Origin of the sequence: Paenibacillus sp. BR1-192 (assembly GCF_029542445.1) — a bacterium.
Taxonomy (GTDB): domain Bacteria; phylum Bacillota; class Bacilli; order Paenibacillales; family Paenibacillaceae; genus Paenibacillus_AQ; species Paenibacillus_AQ lautus_A.
The window spans coordinates 2931113-2951002 of the sequence record NZ_CP120718.1 but is presented as its reverse complement, the minus strand read 5'-3'; the positions used below and the strand labels follow the sequence as shown (position 1 = coordinate 2951002).

Genomic DNA, 19890 nt, shown 5'->3' with positions numbered 1-19890 from the left:
CACGTCAAAAGTTGATTTCATGCTGACTTACTAGGAATTGAAATATTGAGACGGATTTAAACGAACCGGGTCCACGTATTCCTCATAACGCCCGCCCGTATAGGACTCGATGACTTTTCGCCAGAAAGCCTGGGCCGGTATATTGCTGCTGACCTGCGTCACCTTCCAGCGTCCCTGGAAATGATCGAACAGCCAGGTCGCCGCCCAAGTCCCCAATCCCGTACGTCTGTATTTTTGCATAACGAAAAATTCCGTCATGTAATAGTCGGCTTCCGCGGCGTTGTCCATACGCTCGATCAAGGCAAAACCGGCCGGCCGTTGATCAAACGTAATCAGAAACGGATATTTCCGTTCCCGCTTTTTCCAGAACTCATCGAGATCGGGATAGGGTAAAAACAATCCTTGATCGTTCACCGAGATATCCAGGTATTTAGTAAAATCGTACAAGTACAGTTGCATCAAGTTTACGATAACGGCTTGCTTCCGTTTGGGAACCAGCTCAATTCCCATGCGCTCCGCTCGTTCTGAAATCATGCTGCCGCCTCCCTAGGCATTTCACTATCATATTAAATGCTTCCCATCTTCATCATAGTATCCGTCTATGTTGAAACACAAGCGCCATCGGATCGAGGAGACGATCGTGTGAGGCATTAAGCACGACGGACTTTCCATATGTTACACTAGTATATAATGACAGCGATTATCGCTATAAAGACAATCATTCGAGGTGGAACATGAATATACAAAAAGATATCGACCGCGCACGACTCGATGAGAAAGCGCCGGCCATGCCTTGGTTTGTGCAGCAATTTATCGACTACAAACTTCCGGATCTCTCCCCCTCCACCCTGCTCGAATATGTAAGGGACTATGAAACGTTTTTTAATTGGCTCCGGTCGGAAGGGCTGTCACAAGCCGCCTCTAACCGAGACGTGACGCTGCTTGAGCTGGAGACCCTTCGCATGGACAGCATCACAGGTTACCGATTATATTTGACCACGCGCCGGGAAGGCACCAACTCCCGAATTACGGTTTCCCGCAAGCTGTCATCGCTTCGCTCTCTGTTCCATTATTTAAGCCAGATTGCGGAGGATGAGGATTTTTACCCGCTCCTTAAACGCAACATCATGGCCAAAGTGGAGATCAAACGAATTCACAAACCCAAAGATACGGCTGCCAAGTTGAAAGGAAAAATACTGGAAGAAGAAGAGCTTCAGGACTTCATCACTTACATTCACGAAGGATACGGGCACGATGTGGAGAATAACAAACAGGCTCTATACGCGCATGAACAGAACAAAGTCCGAGATGCCTGCATTGCCAGCCTTATTCTAAACTCGGGTCTTCGCGTATCCGAAGTGGTCAACTTGAATCTTGCAGACATCGACCTGAACAATAAAATGCTGCATGTGTATCGTAAGGGCAATAACGATGAAACCTTTAAAACCCCGGTCTACTTCCGGGCGCAGGCCAAAGACGATCTCGAGCATTATCTGCAGCTGCGGCAGACCCGCTACAAGGTGCCGAAAAAAGAAAAGGCTCTCTTCGTCGCGCTGCGCAACGGCCAGAATGAAGGACAGCGCATGACGAAACGGGCGATTCAGGCAATGATCATCAAATACGCCAAGCGTTTTGGCAAGCCGTCCCTGACCGTGCACAAGCTGCGGCACTCGTTTGCAACGGATTACTATCTTCAAAATGACATATATAAAACGAAAGAACAATTGGGGCACGCTTCCACCGAAACGACCGAAGTGTATGCCCATTTGACGGACAAAACGATGTCCGAGGCGATTGAGCGGCGTTCCGACGAGTAATTATGTTTTTTACAGTGATAGTATAAGCGACGCGATCCGCTCCGTCTCATTCCAAGTAAACAAGGGAACCGCCAGCCGATGCTGAATCTCCTGCAGGCCGGGCGGTTCCTTTAGCATGTCGGGATTCACGACGATTCCCCGGATCTCCTCGACCTGATCCAGCAGCCCCCTGTCCTCCATTCCCCGCAGCAGCACCAGTTTTGGGTGAGGCATCATCTTATACCCTTCGACCAGCACCATGTCATAATCAGTGTACATATGTATCAACGTATCGAGGTCCAGCTCCGTTTCCCTCAGCATGGCCGTCCGGCCCGGCGAGGCAATGGCAATCCCCTCGGCTCCGGCCTCGCGGAATTTGTAAGTATCCGTCCCTTCGCGGTCCATATCAAAGCCATGCCCATCATGCTTGATGACGGCTATCCTGATGCCCTGTCGTTTCAATTGCGGAATCAGAGACGCAATGAGCGTGGTTTTGCCGCTGTTCTTATACCCGCAGAACTGGAAGACTTTCATGACCAAACCCCTGGAAGAACGAGCACCTGCACGGCTTGGCCTTTAACCGCTCCTCTAAGCTCTGGCGGTATAACAATCAAACAGTCGCTGTCCTTGATCGTGATCATGACACTCGATTCATCCAGGGCGGCGGGCGTGGCTACAAGTTTGCCGTTTACCGCTTGGAGGCTGCCCCTGACAAAACGGGTAAAATTATTCACCTTTGCATAATCCGAACCCAGCTCGGCTGTCCATTCGGTTAAATACAACTGCTCCATGCCCAGCATTTTTCGAATCGAAGGTCTGACAAACAACAGAAATCCGACAAAGCATGCCCCCGGATTACCGGAGAGCGCGAAGAGCAGCTTCCCCTCCTTCACCGCCGCGGTTGTCACGCTGCCCGGACGCATCGTGACTTTATTAAACAGCATGTCCAATCCGCCGGATGTCACCAGCTCTCCCATAATATCGTAATCGCCTACGGAGACGCCGCCTGTCGTAACCACGATGTCATAATCCCGGAGCGCTTCCTCCACCTTCTGACGGGCAAGCTCGATATGATCGGGAATGGCCTCCATGATCACCGGAACGCCGCCCGCTTCCCGAATTTGCGATGCAAGCATATAGGTGTTGCTGTTACGGATTTTACCGGGCTCAAGCGGCTCGGTTATGTCGAGCAGCTCGGTGCCCGTCGAGAAGATGCCCACGACCGGTTGACGATACACTCCAACCTTATGTATGCCAAACGTAGCCAGAACCGAAATCTCTCCCGGCCCGATGCGAGTCCCTCGGCGGAGAATCATATCGCCTTCCTGGAGTTCGAACCCGAGAGGGGTAATATTCTTTCCCTTCTCGATGGAACGCTTAAAGCCTACATAGGTTACGCCATCCTCCACGCGAAGCTCCGTCGCTTCAAGCATCACGACAGCGTCTGCGCCTTCGGGCACCTGGGCGCCCGTCATGATACGGGAAGCCTTGCCTTGTACGATCGGCACGGAGGAGACATATCCGCACGGGATATGGTCGACGACCTCAAGCCAAACCTTTTCCCCCTGATCGCATGGCGCCAAATCCGCTGACGACACCGCATAACCGTCCATGCCCGAACGGGCAAAAGCCGGGAACGGGTGGGGAGCGACGACATCGGATGCAAGCACCCGGCCATCGCTGTCCTGCAGCCGAATGAGCTCCTCCTGGCCGCAATCCGCATAAGAAGTTGCTAACGCTTGCGCGTCTGATACCTGTAGTGCACGCCGATCGAATTTATGGTTTGGCTTCTTGGGCGATATCGGTTCATGATCTTTCACAACGCATTCCTCGCTTTCTGACTATATCCCAGACTGATAATCTTACTGTACTACATTCTGAGCAATCTTCAAACCGAGCGGCTGATCTCCAAGAAATCGCTTGTACGTATCCCGAGGTTGTATATTTTCGTTTCGAAACATTAAAAAACGCATGGCCTTAGACCATGCGCATGAAACGTATTGTTTTACCTTCGGCCCCTTCGGGAAATCTTACCGGATCCGATCCGGGTCTTGGGCTTCTTGTACGATTTCTTCGGCGAATCGAACAAACTTCCGCCGCTTTCGCCGCGTTTGATCGAGCCGCGGTCACCGCTCGAATCCGGATTCCGTCTGAACAGGCTTCCGCCCGTGCCGACCGTATCCTGACCGCGCCGTGTAATTTTCCCGCTCCGGTCAACCGTCAACGGCGGAGCGATCTTCTTATCTTGGCTTGTCGGCTTTTTATAGTTCCCTTGAGCCGGTTTATATACATCTTTGCTGGTATAGCCGCGATAGCCCCCGCCGCCCATCGAATCAAACAAATTCCCGATAAGGACGGCGGTCAAGTATCCCTGCAGGAAACTGGAATCGTAATTGCGCTGAACATATTCCTTGGAATCGATTTCGATCAGCGTATCGGCCGGCTTCTGGGGATCCTGCTGCAAATGGTAATACTCATCGCTATAGACCAAGAACATCCGCTCCGTATCCTCAGGAGAAGATTGATCCGGCGTATTTGCCGCCATGAGCTCGCTCGCCACTTCGGGAACGCTTTTATCAGCTGCCCGATACACGTAGGATGTTGCATTTCCGTCCCGATTGACGGACTCCAGCGGATACGTGTCCTTGATATTCGGCGCTCCGCATCCGCTTAATAAAGATACGAACAGACTCAGTACCAGTATGATTTTTACAGATAAAAAAGAGCGTTCCTTCATGCCACCACTCCTAAGTCGCCCGGATAACCCTTACGTCCCCCGGTATCACTTTCTCGCCTTCATAGAGCATAAACCGTCCATTCTGCCATTCGATTCGCAGCAGCTTGTAATCATCGGATTGGTACTGCCATACGTGCTGCTCCCCGCTTTGCATAAACGCGGTACGGCCGGATATCGAAACATGTCCACCGTACTCCTCTTCCAAATGAAACACATGATCGTCCAGATCGATGATGGACGGCACCTCATCCGGCGAATCCAGGCGTCCATCGATGGGCGCGTAGAGTGCATATTGAACCGTCTCGCGTTCTTCGATGTGAAGATAAGCAATGGTGCTGCCATCCTGAAGCGTCAGGACGACCGCGTTGCGGCCTCGATTGTGCACGCGGCCCGTGACTTCGTAAGTAACCAGAGACACTTCGCAAATATCGCCCGGAGCCAGCTGCAGCATACTCTTCTCTACCTTTGGCGGCTCGGGCTTGCTAAATAAATTACTGATTCTTTTCCACATACTCATCTTTCCTAATCCCCTATCTCCATTATGCGTTCTATAAGCAAGCGGTAATAATTAACGCTCCGACCACATGCAGCGATCCTGCAAACAAACCGTAACCGGTTTTGCCCTCGCGGGTTCCCTTATCCAGGTTCAGCTTGCCAAAATTGCGCAGCATGAGCTCTGTCAACGCTTCGAGAACAAACAATATGATAAACGAAACGACCGATACCACAATCGCCTCCAGCAGGTGATAGGACGTTCCGATCGACACGGATAAAATATACCCTTGGGCGACCAGCTTGAGGATCAGCCTTGTGGTTACCGCCATGTTACCCGCTTTCACTTCTTCAAGATCGTTATATTTCGTGAACAGGGAATCCACGAACATCAATACAAACAACAGCAGCCCGCCGACCGCCGTCCAAAGCAATACACGCAAGATCATATCAAAATCCATCTCTAAGCCTCCACACATTCAACATACATATCAACTTGCCATGATCAGACTGCTTCAATCGAAGATAGACAACCTTAAAGGGTAGTCCCGTATATATCCGGTATCAAACAAAAGCGAAGGAGAAGCACAGTAGTATTCAGCCCTGCTGCGTCTCCCTCGCCATCGATACTATTTACCTGTCAGACCACCAGACCCGGATTACTTGTTCTCGTATTGCTTCATCAAGGCTGCAAGCTCATCCTCAACGGCTTTGTCCTTGCCGAGGTTCTCGAACTCTTCATCGAGGGATTTCTCGCGCGTCGACATTTCGTTGCTTGCTTCGGCACGCGCTTCCATGGCCAGCATCTTTTCTTCCATCCGCTTCAACCCGGCGGAAGCCGTGTCAGACCCGAAACCGTTCATTGCTTTGTTGATCTCGGTTTGCGCTTTAGCCGCATTATAACGGGCAACCAGCGTCTCGCGCTTGTTCTTCATCGCTGTAAGCTGCTTGCGCATTTCCTCCAGCTTGCCGCGCAGGTTGTCGGCTGCCAGCTTGTTCTGATCGTAGCTTGCTTTGTACTCGTCGCGCTTGGCTTCAGCTGCCTTCTTCTCTTCCAGCGCACGACGGGCAAGTTCAACGTTTTGCGCCTGCGCTGCCGTATGAGCCTGCTGCGTGCGTTTTTCCACGAGAGCAGCTTGCTCTTCATAAAGGGCTTTGAAGCGTTTCTCGATGGCGATTTGGGCAGCTACCGCCTTCTCGGCATCCTCAAGGTCTTCGGTCATATCGCGGATGTACTGGTCCGTCATCTTGATCGGGTCTTCAGCCTTGTCGATAATGGCGTTAATATTGGACATGGTCAAGTCACGCAATCTTTTAAATATGGACATCGTTCTCTTCCTCTCGCTTTCGCTTTAAAATACTGGTATATGTTAAATGTTTACGTTGCATGATCCCAAACGGTTTCAAAATTTTTTTAGTGGTTGTTAAAAGTCATCTTGGGATCACCTTATCGGTGCTGAAATCTGAATTTTGAACACGCACTGATTCTTAATATCCCCGTTCATACTGCTTCGGAACTTTCTGTTCTTCATCAAGCGCTTTGGCAGCATGAACCGCCCAGTACGGATCCCGCAGCATGCCCCTTCCGATCGCTACCATATCCGCCTTGCCCGACAAAACCACCTCTTGGGCGACATTGTAATCATCAAGCAGCCCTACTGCAATCACTGGGACCTTCAGCAGTTGTTTGAACTCCGCAGCCAGATCGACCTGATAACCCGGCTTCGCTTCCGGACCGCCATTGGAACCGACGACCCCTTCTCCTCCGGAGGAGATATGAAAAATATCGACCCCGGCATCCCGGTATCGTTTGCAGATTTCCGCACAGTACTCCACATCATAACCGCCGTCCACATATTCTTTTGCAGACACCCTCATGATGATCGGCATGCCTTCGGGCAGCACTTCCTTAACGGCCTGGACAACCCGTTCACCGAACAGGGGGAGGTCTTGGCCATATTCGTCACTGCGTTGATTCGTCAGCGGCGAATGAAACTGATGGATCAGGTAACCATGCGCGCCATGAATCTCAACCGTGTCGAATCCGGCTTCAACAGCCCGGCGAGCTCCTTCCCTGAAGGCCTGTATGAGATCTTCCACTTCGGCAGTGGAGAGTGCCTTCGGCATTTTGTAATGGGAACTGAACGGGATTGCCGACGGGGCTACCGACGGCTCGGCATCCTGCGCCTTTCGGCCGGCATGGCCGAGCTGGATACCAATCTTGGTTCCATAAGAATGCACGGCTTCGACAATACGGCGATAGGCAGGAATTTGATTGTCGTCCCAGATCCCGGTATCCTGATTGGTTATGCGTCCGTCCGGGTGAACGCCTGTCATTTCCACAATAATTAAGCCAGTGCCTCCCACAGCACGGCTGACGTAATGCACAAAATGCCAATCATTCGGAATCCCGTCCCCGGCCTTTACGGAATATTGACACATCGGTGGCATAACAATGCGGTTCTTGAGGGTCAAATTCTTGAAATTGTAGGGTGTAAACAAGTCAGCCAAGCGATTATCTCCTTCCACATCCAAATGATTAAGATGTAATAAAATCTGTTAGGGGTTATTATACACCTTTCCGAGGGAAAACTAAAAACCGTCGAATTCCCATATTGAGGATAATTGTTTGTCCAACTGGGCATACCATACTAAAAAGCTAAAGGGGCCGATCGTGATGTTCAAAAGATGCCGCGCAGGAATCTGCCTGCTGTGGATCCTTTCATTCTTTTTCGTTGTGCCGGGCATCCCGGCAAACGCGTCCGGTTTACATAATCTGTCACCACAACCTCAGGATGCTTCCGTCATGTCGGAGTCCGGCCAAGTCATGGATCATTCGAAGCGAAATCAGAGCAAACCATCAGACGACGCGCCGTCTTTAAGCCAATTGCTGAGGAAATACCCGGACACGTTTCGCGCAAGCGGACCACGGGTCAAACAGGTGGCGCTTACCTTTGATGATGTACCGGATCCCCGATTTACCGGAAAAGTACTCGATGTGCTGAAGGAACAGCAGGTGAAGGCCACCTTTTTTGCAGTAGGAGAACGTGCTAAGAAACACCCTGAGCTCATGAAACGCATTCATGAAGAAGGACATGCTATTGGCAATCACTCTTACAATCACGCCCAACTGAACAAGCTGAGCCTGGAGAAATTCAAAAGCCAAATTGAGCGTACCAACACGATTTTGAAGTCGCTGACCGGAGTCGACCCGCGGCTGATCCGACCGCCTTATGGCGATATTAATGAAGAGCAGCTCCAATGGGCGCGCAAAAACGGGTACAAGGTCGTGAATTGGAATGTCGATTCCCTCGATTGGAAAGGACTGCAGAAGGAAGAGGTCAAGAGTAATATTATGACTGCGGTCGGCCCGGGATCGATCGTTCTCCAGCATGCCGGCGGCGGCGTGGGATCCGATCTTACCGGTACCATCGATGCGCTCCCGGACATCATAACGGAACTGCGAAACAAAGGGTACAGTTTCGTGACGCTTCCGGATATGTTAAACGTGCCGGAATCGCGATAGAGCCTGTTTAAACGCCAAAAAGACGGCTGACTGGAAGTTGACCAGTGAAGCCGTCTTTACGATTCATCATGATATATGAATTAATCGATAATGAACAATTTGATATCCTGGATGCCGAATTGATTTACGGATGATTGGGAGCCTGGGATGAAGATATCAATCTTATTCCCTTTTATGGCTCCGCCGATATCACGTGCTTCTGCCACAAATGCCTTTTTAGGCAATCCTGGATGCTCATGTCCTGTTACAAGGACCTTGGTACCGAGCGGAATTACCTTGGGATCAACGGCGATGGTGCCAAGCTTAAGGGAATTCCCGAAATAGTCAACCGCGCCCCAACCGCCGTTCTCGCTTGCAGCAGAGGAGTACGCAGTAGCTTTAACGGATAAAGTTTTGCTGTAATTAAACGTCTTGCCCCATGCTTCGACTACGTTATTCTGCGGGATAACATTCAAGCTTGGCGTGAAACCGGAGTTTCCTGGAGCGATTGGCGCCGCGGATGCCGCCGAGTTCATCGATACCGTCCCTGGTATGTTGATTTTGAGCCCCTGGTAAATATTCGTTGCCTTTATTGTTGGGTTAGCTTTCATCAGCTTGTCCATATTAACGCCGTACTGTTTGGACAAGAAATAGAACGTATCGCCGTTCTTAGCAACATGCACGGAGCTTGCATGTGCTTGCAGCCCGCCTCCGGCAAAAGTCAGTCCGAGTGCCACGGCTGTAATGGTAAACCATTTTGCTGTTCTTCCAGCGATCTTATTATTTTGGTTAAGTCCACGATTTCTTGTCCAAGATTTCATTTGTCGTAACATCTAGAGATGCCTCCCTTATATGTAGCTTGGTAAATCGGATGTAGTATGTCAACGAACATGAATATATCACAATTTTGTAACCTATACCGCAAGCAATTGTTACCAACACACAAAGAAAAACAGCGCCGCTGCCTGAAACACCAGGCTAGGCGCTGTTTTTAATTTGTTACATTCCGGATGAAAAAGTTACAATACCTTGCTTAAAAACTCTTGCGTACGGGGATGGGTCGGATTGCCGAACAGTTGGTCCGGCGTGCCTTCCTCCACGATTTTGCCGCCGTCCATGAACAGGATCCGATCTCCCACTTCGCGGGCGAAGCCCATCTCATGGGTCACGATGACCATCGTCATTCCGCCTTCGGCAAGCTTCTTCATCACTTCCAGAACCTCGCCCACCATCTCGGGATCGAGTGCGGAGGTCGGCTCGTCAAACAGCATGACATGGGGCTGCATGGCGAGTGCTCGCGCAATGGCAATTCTCTGCTTCTGTCCGCCGGACAGCTGGGAAGGATAAGACTCCTTTTTGTCCTGCAGTCCAACCGATTTCAGCAGCTCGTCTGCTGTAGCCTCGGCTTCCTTCGCCGAAACCCCTTTAACTTGGATAGGGGCGAGCGTAATGTTATCGATGACCTTTTTGTGCGGAAACAGGTTAAACTGCTGAAACACCATGCCCATTTTCTCGCGGGTGGCATTGATATTGTGGTTCTTGGCGGTGATCAGCTCACCCTCGAATGAAATTTCGCCGCTGGTCGGCACTTCCAGCAGATTGAGACAGCGCAAGAAGGTGCTTTTACCGGAGCCGCTCGGTCCGATGACAACCACCACTTCTCCTTTTGCAATCTCGATATTGATGCCCTTCAGTATTTCCAGCTTGCCAAACGATTTATGAAGATCCTTAACGGTTATCACTTGCACTCAACTTCCTTTCCCAGACACCCAGAAGCTTCGAAAGAACGAATGTCAGTATAAAGTAGATCATGGCCGCCACAAGCAGCGGATTCAGCGGGGCAAAGGTTGAACCGCGCAAAATCTGGGCTTGGTACATAATATCGAATACCCCGATGAACGATACGATGGACGATTCCTTGATAATGACAACGAATTCGTTACCGATCGCAGGGAGTACCCCTTTCAGCGCCTGCGGCAAAATGATATGACGCATGGCTTTGCCCTTGGTCATCCCGAGCGAGCGTGCGGCCTCCAGTTGTCCCCGGTCCACGCCCTGAATGCCTGCGCGGAATATTTCTGCCAAATAGGCAGCGCTGTTGATGGAGAGCGTCAAAATACCCGACTGGATCGGTGAGAATTTAATATCAAACGCCGCCAAGCTGTAATGGATAATAAACAGCTGGACCAGCATCGGCGTGCCGCGGATGATTTCAATATATGCGGTAGCCAAGAACTTAAGGATTTTTACGCCGGACATCCGCATTAACGCGATAATCAATCCGAGAATGAATCCGAAAAATACGCCGAGGGCCGAAATAAGCAACGTAAATTGAATGCCTTTGGCATAATAGTCGCGATATTTCCAGAAAAATTCAAAGGTATTCAAGTTCTCTGCGGTTCGTCCTGCAGCCAGATCGCTGGCATCGTCGACAAATTTCTGGATCTGGTTATTTTCTTTTAAGCGCTCGAGCGTAGCATTAATGCTGCCAAGCAGCTCCTCGTTTCCTTTGCGGACCCCGATGGCATATGCGTCGTTCTCCGCCGTCGGCTTGGCATCCGTGATGGCCATGGTCGCTTCATTCATGTTGGTCTTTGCGATCGGATACTCCGCAAGGACGACGTCCACGCGCTCGGATTCCAGCTGAAGCAGCAAATCCGGGATTTTATCGAGCGATACTACATTGGCATTCGGTATCGTTTTTGCGATGGATTCCTGAATGGAGCTTTTCTGAACCCCGATCCGGGCTCCTTCCAGGCTTTCAAGCGTGTTGAATTTCAAGGCGTCTTCCTTGCGGACTACGACCGATTGTTCCGCAGCGTAATAAGGTTCCGAGAAATCAATGCTTTTTCGGCGGTCTTCCGTCGGATTCATGCCCGATATGACGAAATCCACGCGGCCGCTCGTCAGCTCTGGCAAGAGCGCATCAAAGGACGTATCCTTGATAATGAGCTCTGCGCCAAGATCCTTGGCGATTTCCTTCGCGATATCGATATCAAATCCGACGATGGTATCCACGCCATCTATCGTTTTATGGAACTCATATGGCGCATAGTCGGCACTGGTTCCGAGAATCACCGTTTTCTTCTCGCCTTCCGCATGGACGAGGCTGCCGAAAGACAGCACGACCACCATGAACAGGGTCATCCACGCTGTAAATTTACGTTTCATATGTCTCATTTCTCCCCTAACTGTTACAAATAGATTAAACCTTTAGAAAAAAAGCAACTGAGTCATTATAAAACAGGATGCATGAATATGCAATGAAAATTGATGGGTTTTCAATTTGTAACTTACAGGCAAAATCAACTTGTAGTATGTCATTCCACTATTTTAATACAACGGTCAAATCATCATACCCTCAAAGTGATCATGTCACACATGATTCAGTTTGTGGAATATAACTAATTATTAAAATAATCAAGCGGGTTTGAATCCATTCTATTCCTAAAATAAATGGAATTTAATTGTTTAGATTTCATCCTATCCGCAAGCTTCTCCTCTCCCTACATTAAAATGTAAACACGGGACTTTAGAATTATCCAAAATAGGAATTAAAGATATGGAATATAGGAAGGGAACGGACGGATGCATAATCTATCGGCTGCCTTCCCATCTTATAGAAGCGCATGATTTCGGTCCATCTACATTGCAAGCCGCCTGTCTCATTCACCGCATGATTCAGGCAAGCCAGCAGCTGGTTATTAATTAGCTATAGCTTTACTCATATAGGAGGTGTAACCATGCTGTTAGAAGCGCTGTATCATGTTCCTAGAGATAAATGGGCTTATGCTTACGATACACACACCATTCATCTTCGGATTCGAACCAAGAAGAACGACATTGATTCAGTTGTTGCCATGACGGGCGACAAATATGATTGGGACCGTACGTACTTCGAGATCACCATGGAAAAGGCCGCCTCTGACGACATGTTTGATTACTGGGAATGCGGAGTCAGGCCCAAATACAAAAGGTTGTCATACGGATTCCGGATTCATGCGGGAGATGAAACGGTGTATATGGTCGACAGCGGAATCGGATGGGATTACCCCTATCCGCCGGCAGGCTACTTTGAATTTCCGTACATACATGAAGTCGATGTATTCAAAGTACCGGAATGGGCCAAAGAAGCCGTATTCTACCAAATCATGACGGAACGCTTTGCCAACGGGAACCCAGCCATCAGTCCTGACGGAACCGAAGCCTGGGGCGGCAAGCCGGAGGTGGACAATTTCTTCGGCGGTGACCTGCAGGGCGTGCTGGATCACCTGGATGATCTGGTTGACCTGGGCATTAACGCCATATATTTTACCCCCCTCTTCCTCTCCCCCTCCAATCATAAATACGACACGGTAGATTATAAGCAGGTGGATCCGCACTTTGGCGATAACGAACTGTTGAAAAAGGTAGTGGATACTTGCCACGCAAAAGGCATTCGTGTGATTTTGGATGCGGTATTCAATCACTGCAGCGAGGAGTTCCCGCCCTTTCAGGACGTCCTGAAGCATGGCGAGAAGTCCAAATATGCCGGGTGGTTTCATGTGAACCGGTTTCCTTGCGAGATCAAGGACGGCATACCGACATACGACACCTTCGGCTTCTTCGGAAACATGCCGAAATTCAATACTGCCAATCCCGAAGTCAAGGCGTACTTGCTGGGCGTCGCCGAGTATTGGATTAAGGAGATCAAGCTTGACGGTTGGCGTCTGGATGTCGCGAATGAAATCGACCATCATTTCTGGCGGGATTTCAGGCAGGTTGTCAAGAAGGCCAACCCCGAGGCATACATCGTAGGCGAGGTTTGGTCCGACTCGTTGATCTGGCTGCAAGGCGACCAGTTCGATTCCGTGATGAATTACCCTTTTGCCGATAAGGTGCTGGAGTTTTTCAACGGCAACATGGACGGACTCACCTTCGCCAACCGCATCGGCTCGATCCTGATGCGTTATCCGCAGCAGACGAACGAAGTGGTCTTCAACCTGCTTTGCAGCCACGATACTCCCAGGCTGCTTACCCGCGTGGGAGAAGATATCCGGCGCATGAAACTCACCGTCGTATTCCTGTTCACCTTCATGGGCACGCCGTGCATCTTCTACGGGGATGAAATCGGCTTGACCGGGGATGGAGACCCGGATTGCCGCAAATGCATGGAATGGGATCCCAAGAAGCGAAACCAGGAGCTGTATGCATTTTATCAAGGCATGATCGCGCTGCGGAAAGAGCATAAAGCCCTCAGGCAAGGTCGCTTCCGCTTCCTTGCAGGCGAATCTTCATGATCCTTGCATCGTGTACGAACGTGCCGACGAAACCATGCATTTTATCGTCTGGATCAACAACAGCGACTCGAAGCGTACCCTATCGCATCCCATCGTCACGACCGATTGGATCGATGCCGAAACCCAAGAGCCTGTAAAACCGGTAAACGGTACGATGCATATCGATTTGGAACCGTACGCGTATCGCATTTTATGCCGGGAATTGAAACATTAGCTTCGATCATATTCAGACAGCACAGGGGTGCCCGGATAGCTTGATATTCCTTCGCTATCCGGGCACCCCTGCGTCATGAAAGACATGGTTATTATCGGCTGGTGATCTGTTGATAGATTTCCTGATATTCCTTTGCCGAAACGTTCCAGCTGTAATCCCCGCCCAGTGCGTTCTTGCTCACTTTACGCCAGTGCTCGGGCATTCGATACATGGAGGTCGCGCGGCGGATGGTGTTCATCATGTCATGCGCATTGTAATCCTTGAAGGAGAAGCCGTTCCCTTCGCCCGTATACTCGTTGTATGCCTGAACCGTATCGTTCAGTCCGCCCGTTTCTCGGACAATGGGTACGCTGCCGTACCGCATGGCGATCAGCTGGCTGATGCCGCACGGTTCGAATTTGGAAGGCATCAGGAACAGGTCGCTGCCGGCATAAAAACGCCGCGATAACGGCTCATTGAACCGGATCTGGGCCGACATTTTGGTGGGATAGCGATTTGCCGCTTCCCTGAACCAATGCTCATAGGAAGGATCTCCCGTTCCCAGGACAACGAACTGAATCTCATCATAGTAGAGCAGCTCATCCAGAATGCGGATAACCAAATCGAGTCCTTTCGAATCGACCAATCGCGTTACCATCGACATCAACGGAATATGCGGCGCCACGGGAAGATTCAGCTCTTCCTGTAAGGCGATTTTGTTCTGCGTTTTTTTGTTCAGTCCGCTCCGGAACTTCATGGCGAGATGCGGATCTGTCGCCGGATTGTAGCTTTTGGTATCAATGCCGTTCACAATCCCGCTCAATCTCGAGCCCTGGGCCGACAGAAGTCCGTCAAGTCCGTATCCGTAATAACCTGTCTGGATTTCCGTGGCATAGGTTGGGCTGACCGTCGTTACGTGATCTGCGTAAACGATGCCCGCTTTCATGAAATTCACGTTTCCGTAATACTCCACGCCTTCAGCCGTGAAATGCCGGCTGTGAATGCCGAGCAGATCAACCAGCACCTCGTACGGGTATACGCCCTGATACAGCAGATTATGGATCGTGAACACGGTTCGAATCCCCGCATAGAAGGGATCATGACGATAGACGTCTTCAAGAAGCAGCGGAATCATGGCGGTATGCCAGTCGTGACAGTGCAGCACATCCGGCTGGAATCCGATTACCGGCAGCACCTCAAGCACGGCACGGTTGAAGAAAGAGAAGCGTTCGCCATCGTCCATGTAACCATAAATGCCGTCTCGGCCAAAATAGTACTCGTTATCCACGAAATAGATCGTTAAACCGTCTTCCACCAGGGACTCGATGCCGCAATATTGCTCGCGCCAGCCTACCCGCACCCGGGTTTCTCCCACATGCTCCATTCGCTCTCTGTATTCTTCCGGAATGCCGCGATATTTCGGCAGCACGACTCGAATATCCTCGCCCATGCCGCGAAGGGATTTAGGCAAGGCAGCGATCACATCCGCCAGTCCGCCTGTCTTGATGTATGGTCCGCATTCCGAAGCTGCAAATAACAATTTCAATCCTGCTTCCCCCTTTTGCTCCGTATCGTTTTTTGTTCTGTTTTCTCTCTTGCCGCTGCCGCCTTCAGCGACGCGTCCGATCGATCTTGCGATTTCCTCGATCGAGGCGGCTTTTTCTTTAAAACAACCATGCCTAATGGAGGCAGTTTGATCTCCAGGCTGTGGGTTTGGCCATGCCAGGTCTTCTTCTCCGCTTTCATCTCACCGTCGTTCAGCAGTCCGGAGCCGCCGTAATCGGCATGATCGGAATTCAGAATTTCCACATATTGCCCCGCTCTCGGCAAACCGACCCGATATTGGTCATATGCCTTCGGCTGAAAATTAATGACGATGATCAGCGTATCGCCGGGCTTGGTGCCCATTCTCATATACGATACGACACTCTGCTCATGATCATCGGCGCTGAGCCATTCGAAGCCTTCCCATCGGTGATCCTGCTCCCATAGCGCCTTTTCATCCACGTACATGCGGTTTAGAGCTGCCGTATATGCCAACTGCTTGCGGTGGCTTTCATAGTCCAGCAGCAGCCAGTCGAGCTGCTCCTGATCCTTCCATTCGATAAACTGGCCGAACTCTCCCCCATGAACAGCAGATTCTTCCCGGGCTGGGTGATCTGGTATCCAAGCAAAATCCGCAGACCCGCAAACTTTTGTTCGTAGCTTCCCGGCATTTTATTAAGCAGCGATTTCTTTCCATGGACGACTTCATCGTGTGAAAGCGGCAATGTAAAATTCTCCGAATAGGCATAACAAATGGGAAATGTCAGTAAATTATGATGGGTAGGCCGCTGATCGAACTCTTGTTCAATATAAGACAGCGTGTCGTTCATCCAGCCCATATTCCATTTGTAATTGAAGCCAAGACCCCCTTCATGCACAGGTGCCGTAACCCCCGCCCATGCGCTCGACTCCTCGGCCATCATCAAGGCATTCGGGTAATATCGAAACACGGCTTTATTCAATTCCTGCAGAAAGGATATCGCCTCAAGGTTTTCCAAGCCTCCGTGCTCGTTAAGGCTGTACTGACCCTCACGCTTCTCAAAATCAAGACGGATCATGCTCGTCACGGCATCAACGCGAAGACCATCAATATGATACATATCCATCCAAAATAAGGCATTGGAGATGAGGAATGAAATTACCTCCGGCTTGGCATAATCGAAAGACAATGTTCCCCAGCCAGGTTTCTCGGCTTTTTGGGGGTCTGCATACTCATAAAGAGGCGCCCCGTCAAACTGCCGAAGCCCGTGGGCATCCTTGGCAAAATGTGCGGGCACCCAGTCGAGCAGCACGCCGATGCCGGCTTGGTGCAGCTGGTCGACGAGAAACATGAAATCATGGGGAGTTCCGTATCTGCTCGTCAGCGCATAAAATCCTGTGCCCTGATAGCCCCACGAAAGATCGTAGGGATGCTCCGCCAAGGGCATAAATTCTACGTGGGTATAACTCATTTCCTGCAAATAAGGAATCAGCTGATCGGCCAATTCCCGATATGTAAAGAACGAACCGTCCTCTTTTTGCCGCCAGGTCCCGAAGTGCATTTCATAAATGTTCACCGGCTTGGCATATGGGGATTTGTTCTTCCTTCTCCATGCGGCATCATTCCAGCGATATCCTGAGAGGTCGGTCACCACCGATGCCGTCGCAGGTCGTACTTCGGCATGAAATGCATAAGGATCGGCCTTTAGGAACATTTCTCCGAAGGGCCCCGTGATCTGATATTTGTAAAAAGTTCCAGTCTCCATCCCAGGGAAAAACCGACTCCAAATTCCCGAATCGGGCATCCTATATAACGGGTCTTGGGAACCATCCCAGCCGTTCCAGTCTCCGGCAAGTCCTACCTGCCTGGCATTCGGAGCCCACACCGTAAAACGCACGCCTCTTTCTCCTTCTTCTGTGGCAAGGTGTGCACCCATACATTGGTAACTGTGAAACCAGGTACCCTCATGAAATAAATACACTTGTTCCGGAGTCATGTTTCCTTCCCTAACTGCTTGGTTCAATCGTCGTCACCTGCTTTTTCTTAAAAATGCAATATTATTAATGCTATTACCCCATTCTAACCAGGTTGAAAATAAAAAATGTCCCTGAAAAATAATTTTGTAATTTTCAAATTACTTTTTCAATATAATCGTTTCAAACCCCGGGAATGTCGTTTATGTAATGAACAACGTGAAAATACATTGGGAGGGAAACGTGATGAAGAAAAAAGACTGTATTGCTATGCTTCTGGCGGGTGGAGAAGGTAAACGATTGGCTCCCCTTACGTCCAGGCTGGCAAAACCCGCCGTTCCGTTTGGCGGACATTATCGTATAATCGATTTTCCTCTCAGCAATTGTGTAAACTCCGGAATCGATACGGTTGGAGTGCTTACGCAATATGAGGCAGAATCATTACACGAACATATCGGCGAAGGCGAACCCTGGGGATTAACACATACAGGACGTGAAGGCATTGCCCTTCTTCCATCCAACAGCACACACCAAGACGGGTACTTGGGAACGGCAGATGCCATTTATAAAAACATTCAATACATCGATGATCAAAATCCAGAGCATGTGCTCATCTTGTCCGGGGACCATATTTACCAGATGGATTACCGGGAAATGCTTGAAGCCCATATGAAGCAAGGGGCTCCTGCCACGATCTCCGTGATGGAAGTACCATGGGAAGACGCCAGCCGATTTGGCGTCATGAGCGTTGACGATAATCTCAATATCATTGAATTTGCCGAAAAACCGGCAGAACCGCAAAGCAATCTTGCCTCCATGGGCATTTATTTGTTCCGTTGGGACTATCTGAAGCAGCACCTGATCGAAGATGCGTCTGACCCGAACTCCAGCCATGATTTCGGAAAGGATGTCATCCCTAAGATGCTGTCCGGAGAAGAGTCGCTGCTAGCATTCCGCTTCCAGGGCTACTGGCGCGATGTCGGCACCGTAGAAAGCCTCTGGGAAGCCCATATGGATGTGCTTAGCCAAAATGAGCTCGTCCTTGAGAGAGCCGACTGGCCTATGTATACGCGTGCTTGGAAAACCAAGCTGTCGGCAGCACGGACCCGAAATGTGGAGCATACGGACTGCCTGATTCATGACCAATGCACCTTCGAAGGAAAAGCCAAAAGCTCCGTCATCTTCTGCGGATCAGAAATCGGCAAATACTCCATCGTGAAGGATAGCGTGGTCATGCCGAATGCCAAAATCGGCAAAGGCGTCCATATCGAGCACGCCATCATCGGGGAAGGTGCAGTGATCAAGGACGGAGCCGTTGTGAAAGGGGCTCCCGGCAATGTCGTGGTCGTAGGACCGTACGAGACGGTGCTTCCGAAACCAACGGTTCGTACCCAGCCGGCCCGGCTCCTTCAGGATGTATACGAAAAAGGACGCTTGCGTGCAAATGTCTCTTCATCCTGAACGAATGTCATGAACAGAATAGAGCCCCGAGAATTTCTTTCAGGCCATTAACACAAAAAAGCGATCCGTAGCGGATCGCTTTTTTCTCATGTATCGTGCCCTGCTGACTTTGTCTAAGCGCATGCGACGGAGGTTCGAAACTTTAAGATCAGGAAACAAAATTCTTTTCATATAAATTCACGATGCGACCGCCCATATCCTGCTCGGCCACGAATTGAAATCCCTGACGCTGGTAAAATCGATTCAGCGTTGGCAAATGGGATACGCAATCCAATCGGAAGCCCCGTTTCCCTTTGGAAACCAAATACGATTCCGCAAAGGAAATCATTTTGTTCCCAAGACCCAGCCCCCGATAAGCGAAGCGTACGGTCAGACGATGCAAGTAACCGTAGGACGGATCGTCCCGCTTTCCCCAGTAGTCAGGGTCCCCGTACTGCAGCGTAAACATGCCGGCCGCCTTATCTTCATGCCACAGGATGAATACTTCACGCTCTTCCAGGTACTGTGTCATTAGGTCCAGGGAAAAAAGCGAGGGACTCCACTGCTTGCGCCCTTGCTGCTCCATCACCTCGGCCGCCTCCGTTAGAAGCGCCAGCATCTCTCCTGCGTGCACGGCTTCTGCCCTTCGTAGTTCAAACCGCCCCTGCTCCGTTGAAAACATTGCTGCGGATTCCACTCCTGTACTCCCCTCCTCTATAACATAACCCCACAAACAATACCCCACAAAGTGGAGACTATGCTTCGAGCTTTATTCCAATTACTTTGCGGGGACCCCAAAACAACCCCCCACAAAGTGGAGACTATGCTCCGAGCTTTATTCCAATTACTTTGCGGGGGACCCAAAAACAATACTCCACAAAGTGGAGACTATGCTTCGATCCTTAGTCCAAATACTTTGCGGGTGTAAAGTTGAGAAAAGCTTTGCCGGA

General features: G+C 50.3%; 16 protein-coding genes and 2 pseudogenes. 4 read left to right on the top strand and 14 right to left on the bottom strand.

What is annotated here, in order from left to right:
- Positions 1-30: 30 nt before the first annotated feature.
- Positions 31-534 (bottom strand): GNAT family N-acetyltransferase, encoded by a 504-nt coding sequence (locus tag P0X86_RS13180; RefSeq protein WP_213577947.1) that lies wholly within the window; start codon positions 532-534, stop codon positions 31-33.
- A 200-nt stretch (positions 535-734) separates the two neighbouring features.
- Here P0X86_RS13180 and xerS point away from each other — a divergent pair, with 200 nt between their 5' ends.
- The gene (xerS, locus tag P0X86_RS13175) at positions 735-1817 is read left to right on the top strand and encodes a tyrosine recombinase XerS (protein WP_015734723.1); all 1083 of its coding nucleotides are present in this window, start codon (positions 735-737) and stop codon (positions 1815-1817) included.
- 9 nt (positions 1818-1826) lie between these two features.
- On the opposite strand, the gene mobB is transcribed toward xerS, so the two are convergent.
- From mobB to P0X86_RS13140, 7 genes are all read right to left on the bottom strand, one after another.
- Entirely contained in the window at positions 1827-2330 is a 504-nt protein-coding gene (gene mobB, locus P0X86_RS13170; protein WP_192572324.1) for a molybdopterin-guanine dinucleotide biosynthesis protein B, read from the bottom strand.
- The gene (locus tag P0X86_RS13165) at positions 2327-3616 is read right to left on the bottom strand and encodes a molybdopterin molybdotransferase MoeA (protein ID WP_277748635.1); all 1290 of its coding nucleotides are present in this window, start codon (positions 3614-3616) and stop codon (positions 2327-2329) included. Before P0X86_RS13165 ends, mobB begins: the two co-directional genes overlap by 4 nt.
- Positions 3617-3801: 185 nt before the next feature.
- Complete coding sequence (locus P0X86_RS13160) at positions 3802-4533, bottom strand: DUF4247 domain-containing protein (protein WP_277748634.1); 732 nt, start codon at positions 4531-4533, stop codon at positions 3802-3804.
- A 10-nt stretch (positions 4534-4543) separates the two neighbouring features.
- Entirely contained in the window at positions 4544-5050 is a 507-nt protein-coding gene (locus P0X86_RS13155) for a DUF4178 domain-containing protein (RefSeq protein WP_009589430.1), read from the bottom strand.
- Between the two features lie 31 nt (positions 5051-5081).
- Positions 5082-5486, bottom strand: coding sequence for a DUF350 domain-containing protein (locus tag P0X86_RS13150; RefSeq protein WP_009589371.1), 405 nt, complete (start codon positions 5484-5486; stop codon positions 5082-5084).
- A 198-nt stretch (positions 5487-5684) separates the two neighbouring features.
- Positions 5685-6353, bottom strand: a complete 669-nt coding sequence (locus P0X86_RS13145; protein ID WP_009589445.1) for a PspA/IM30 family protein — start codon at positions 6351-6353, stop codon at positions 5685-5687.
- A gap of 160 nt (positions 6354-6513) precedes the next feature.
- Positions 6514-7536 (bottom strand): NADH:flavin oxidoreductase/NADH oxidase, encoded by a 1023-nt coding sequence (locus P0X86_RS13140; protein ID WP_036665360.1) that lies wholly within the window; start codon positions 7534-7536, stop codon positions 6514-6516.
- A 166-nt stretch (positions 7537-7702) separates the two neighbouring features.
- Here P0X86_RS13140 and P0X86_RS13135 point away from each other — a divergent pair, with 166 nt between their 5' ends.
- Complete coding sequence (locus tag P0X86_RS13135; RefSeq protein ID WP_096773411.1) at positions 7703-8551, top strand: polysaccharide deacetylase family protein; 849 nt, start codon at positions 7703-7705, stop codon at positions 8549-8551.
- An 80-nt stretch (positions 8552-8631) separates the two neighbouring features.
- Here the strand turns inward: P0X86_RS13135 and P0X86_RS13130 are convergent, their stop codons facing one another.
- The 3 genes from P0X86_RS13130 to P0X86_RS13120 form a co-directional block, all read right to left on the bottom strand.
- Positions 8632-9363, bottom strand: a complete 732-nt coding sequence (locus P0X86_RS13130) for a 3D domain-containing protein (protein WP_277748633.1) — start codon at positions 9361-9363, stop codon at positions 8632-8634.
- Positions 9364-9549: 186 nt separating this feature from the next.
- A complete protein-coding gene (locus P0X86_RS13125) occupies positions 9550-10272 on the bottom strand; it encodes an amino acid ABC transporter ATP-binding protein (RefSeq protein WP_192572328.1) in 723 nt (240 codons plus the stop codon).
- Positions 10259-11701: an ABC transporter substrate-binding protein/permease gene (locus P0X86_RS13120; protein ID WP_036665363.1), complete on the bottom strand. Its 1443-nt coding sequence runs from the start codon at positions 11699-11701 to the stop codon at positions 10259-10261. Before P0X86_RS13120 ends, P0X86_RS13125 begins: the two co-directional genes overlap by 14 nt.
- A gap of 572 nt (positions 11702-12273) precedes the next feature.
- Here P0X86_RS13120 and P0X86_RS13115 point away from each other — a divergent pair.
- Positions 12274-14023, top strand: a pseudogene (locus P0X86_RS13115) (alpha-glycosidase).
- Between the two features lie 91 nt (positions 14024-14114).
- Here P0X86_RS13115 and glgA read toward each other — a convergent pair.
- Positions 14115-15548 carry a glycogen synthase GlgA gene (gene glgA / locus P0X86_RS13110; RefSeq protein WP_277748632.1) on the bottom strand — a complete coding sequence of 478 codons (1434 nt, stop codon included), beginning with the start codon at positions 15546-15548 and terminating at the stop codon, positions 14115-14117.
- Positions 15545-17523 (bottom strand): annotated as a pseudogene (gene glgB, locus P0X86_RS13105) (1,4-alpha-glucan branching protein GlgB). Before glgB ends, glgA begins: the two are co-directional and overlap by 4 nt.
- 223 nt (positions 17524-17746) lie before the next feature.
- Here glgB and P0X86_RS13100 point away from each other — a divergent pair.
- The gene (locus P0X86_RS13100) at positions 17747-18961 is read left to right on the top strand and encodes a glucose-1-phosphate adenylyltransferase (protein ID WP_096773405.1); all 1215 of its coding nucleotides are present in this window, start codon (positions 17747-17749) and stop codon (positions 18959-18961) included.
- A 148-nt stretch (positions 18962-19109) separates the two neighbouring features.
- Here the strand turns inward: P0X86_RS13100 and P0X86_RS13095 are convergent, their stop codons facing one another.
- Complete coding sequence (locus P0X86_RS13095) at positions 19110-19637, bottom strand: GNAT family N-acetyltransferase (protein WP_277748631.1); 528 nt, start codon at positions 19635-19637, stop codon at positions 19110-19112.
- Between the last annotated feature and the right edge of the window lie 253 nt (positions 19638-19890).

Excerpts from the sequence above, each read along its gene's own strand:
- P0X86_RS13135 (WP_096773411.1), top strand. The coding sequence starts at position 7,703 with ATGTTCAAAAGATGCCGCGCAGGAATCTGCCTGCTGTGGATCCTTTCA.
- mobB (WP_192572324.1), bottom strand. The coding sequence starts at position 2,330 with ATGAAAGTCTTCCAGTTCTGCGGGTATAAGAACAGCGGCAAAACCACG.
- xerS (WP_015734723.1), top strand. The coding sequence starts at position 735 with ATGAATATACAAAAAGATATCGACCGCGCACGACTCGATGAGAAAGCG.
- P0X86_RS13155 (WP_009589430.1), bottom strand. The coding sequence starts at position 5,050 with ATGAGTATGTGGAAAAGAATCAGTAATTTATTTAGCAAGCCCGAGCCG.
- P0X86_RS13120 (WP_036665363.1), bottom strand. The coding sequence starts at position 11,701 with ATGAAACGTAAATTTACAGCGTGGATGACCCTGTTCATGGTGGTCGTG.
- P0X86_RS13150 (WP_009589371.1), bottom strand. The coding sequence starts at position 5,486 with ATGGATTTTGATATGATCTTGCGTGTATTGCTTTGGACGGCGGTCGGC.
- P0X86_RS13180 (WP_213577947.1), bottom strand. The coding sequence starts at position 534 with ATGATTTCAGAACGAGCGGAGCGCATGGGAATTGAGCTGGTTCCCAAA.
- P0X86_RS13130 (WP_277748633.1), bottom strand. The coding sequence starts at position 9,363 with ATGTTACGACAAATGAAATCTTGGACAAGAAATCGTGGACTTAACCAA.
- P0X86_RS13160 (WP_277748634.1), bottom strand. The coding sequence starts at position 4,533 with ATGAAGGAACGCTCTTTTTTATCTGTAAAAATCATACTGGTACTGAGT.
- P0X86_RS13100 (WP_096773405.1), top strand. The coding sequence starts at position 17,747 with ATGAAGAAAAAAGACTGTATTGCTATGCTTCTGGCGGGTGGAGAAGGT.
- P0X86_RS13145 (WP_009589445.1), bottom strand. The coding sequence starts at position 6,353 with ATGTCCATATTTAAAAGATTGCGTGACTTGACCATGTCCAATATTAAC.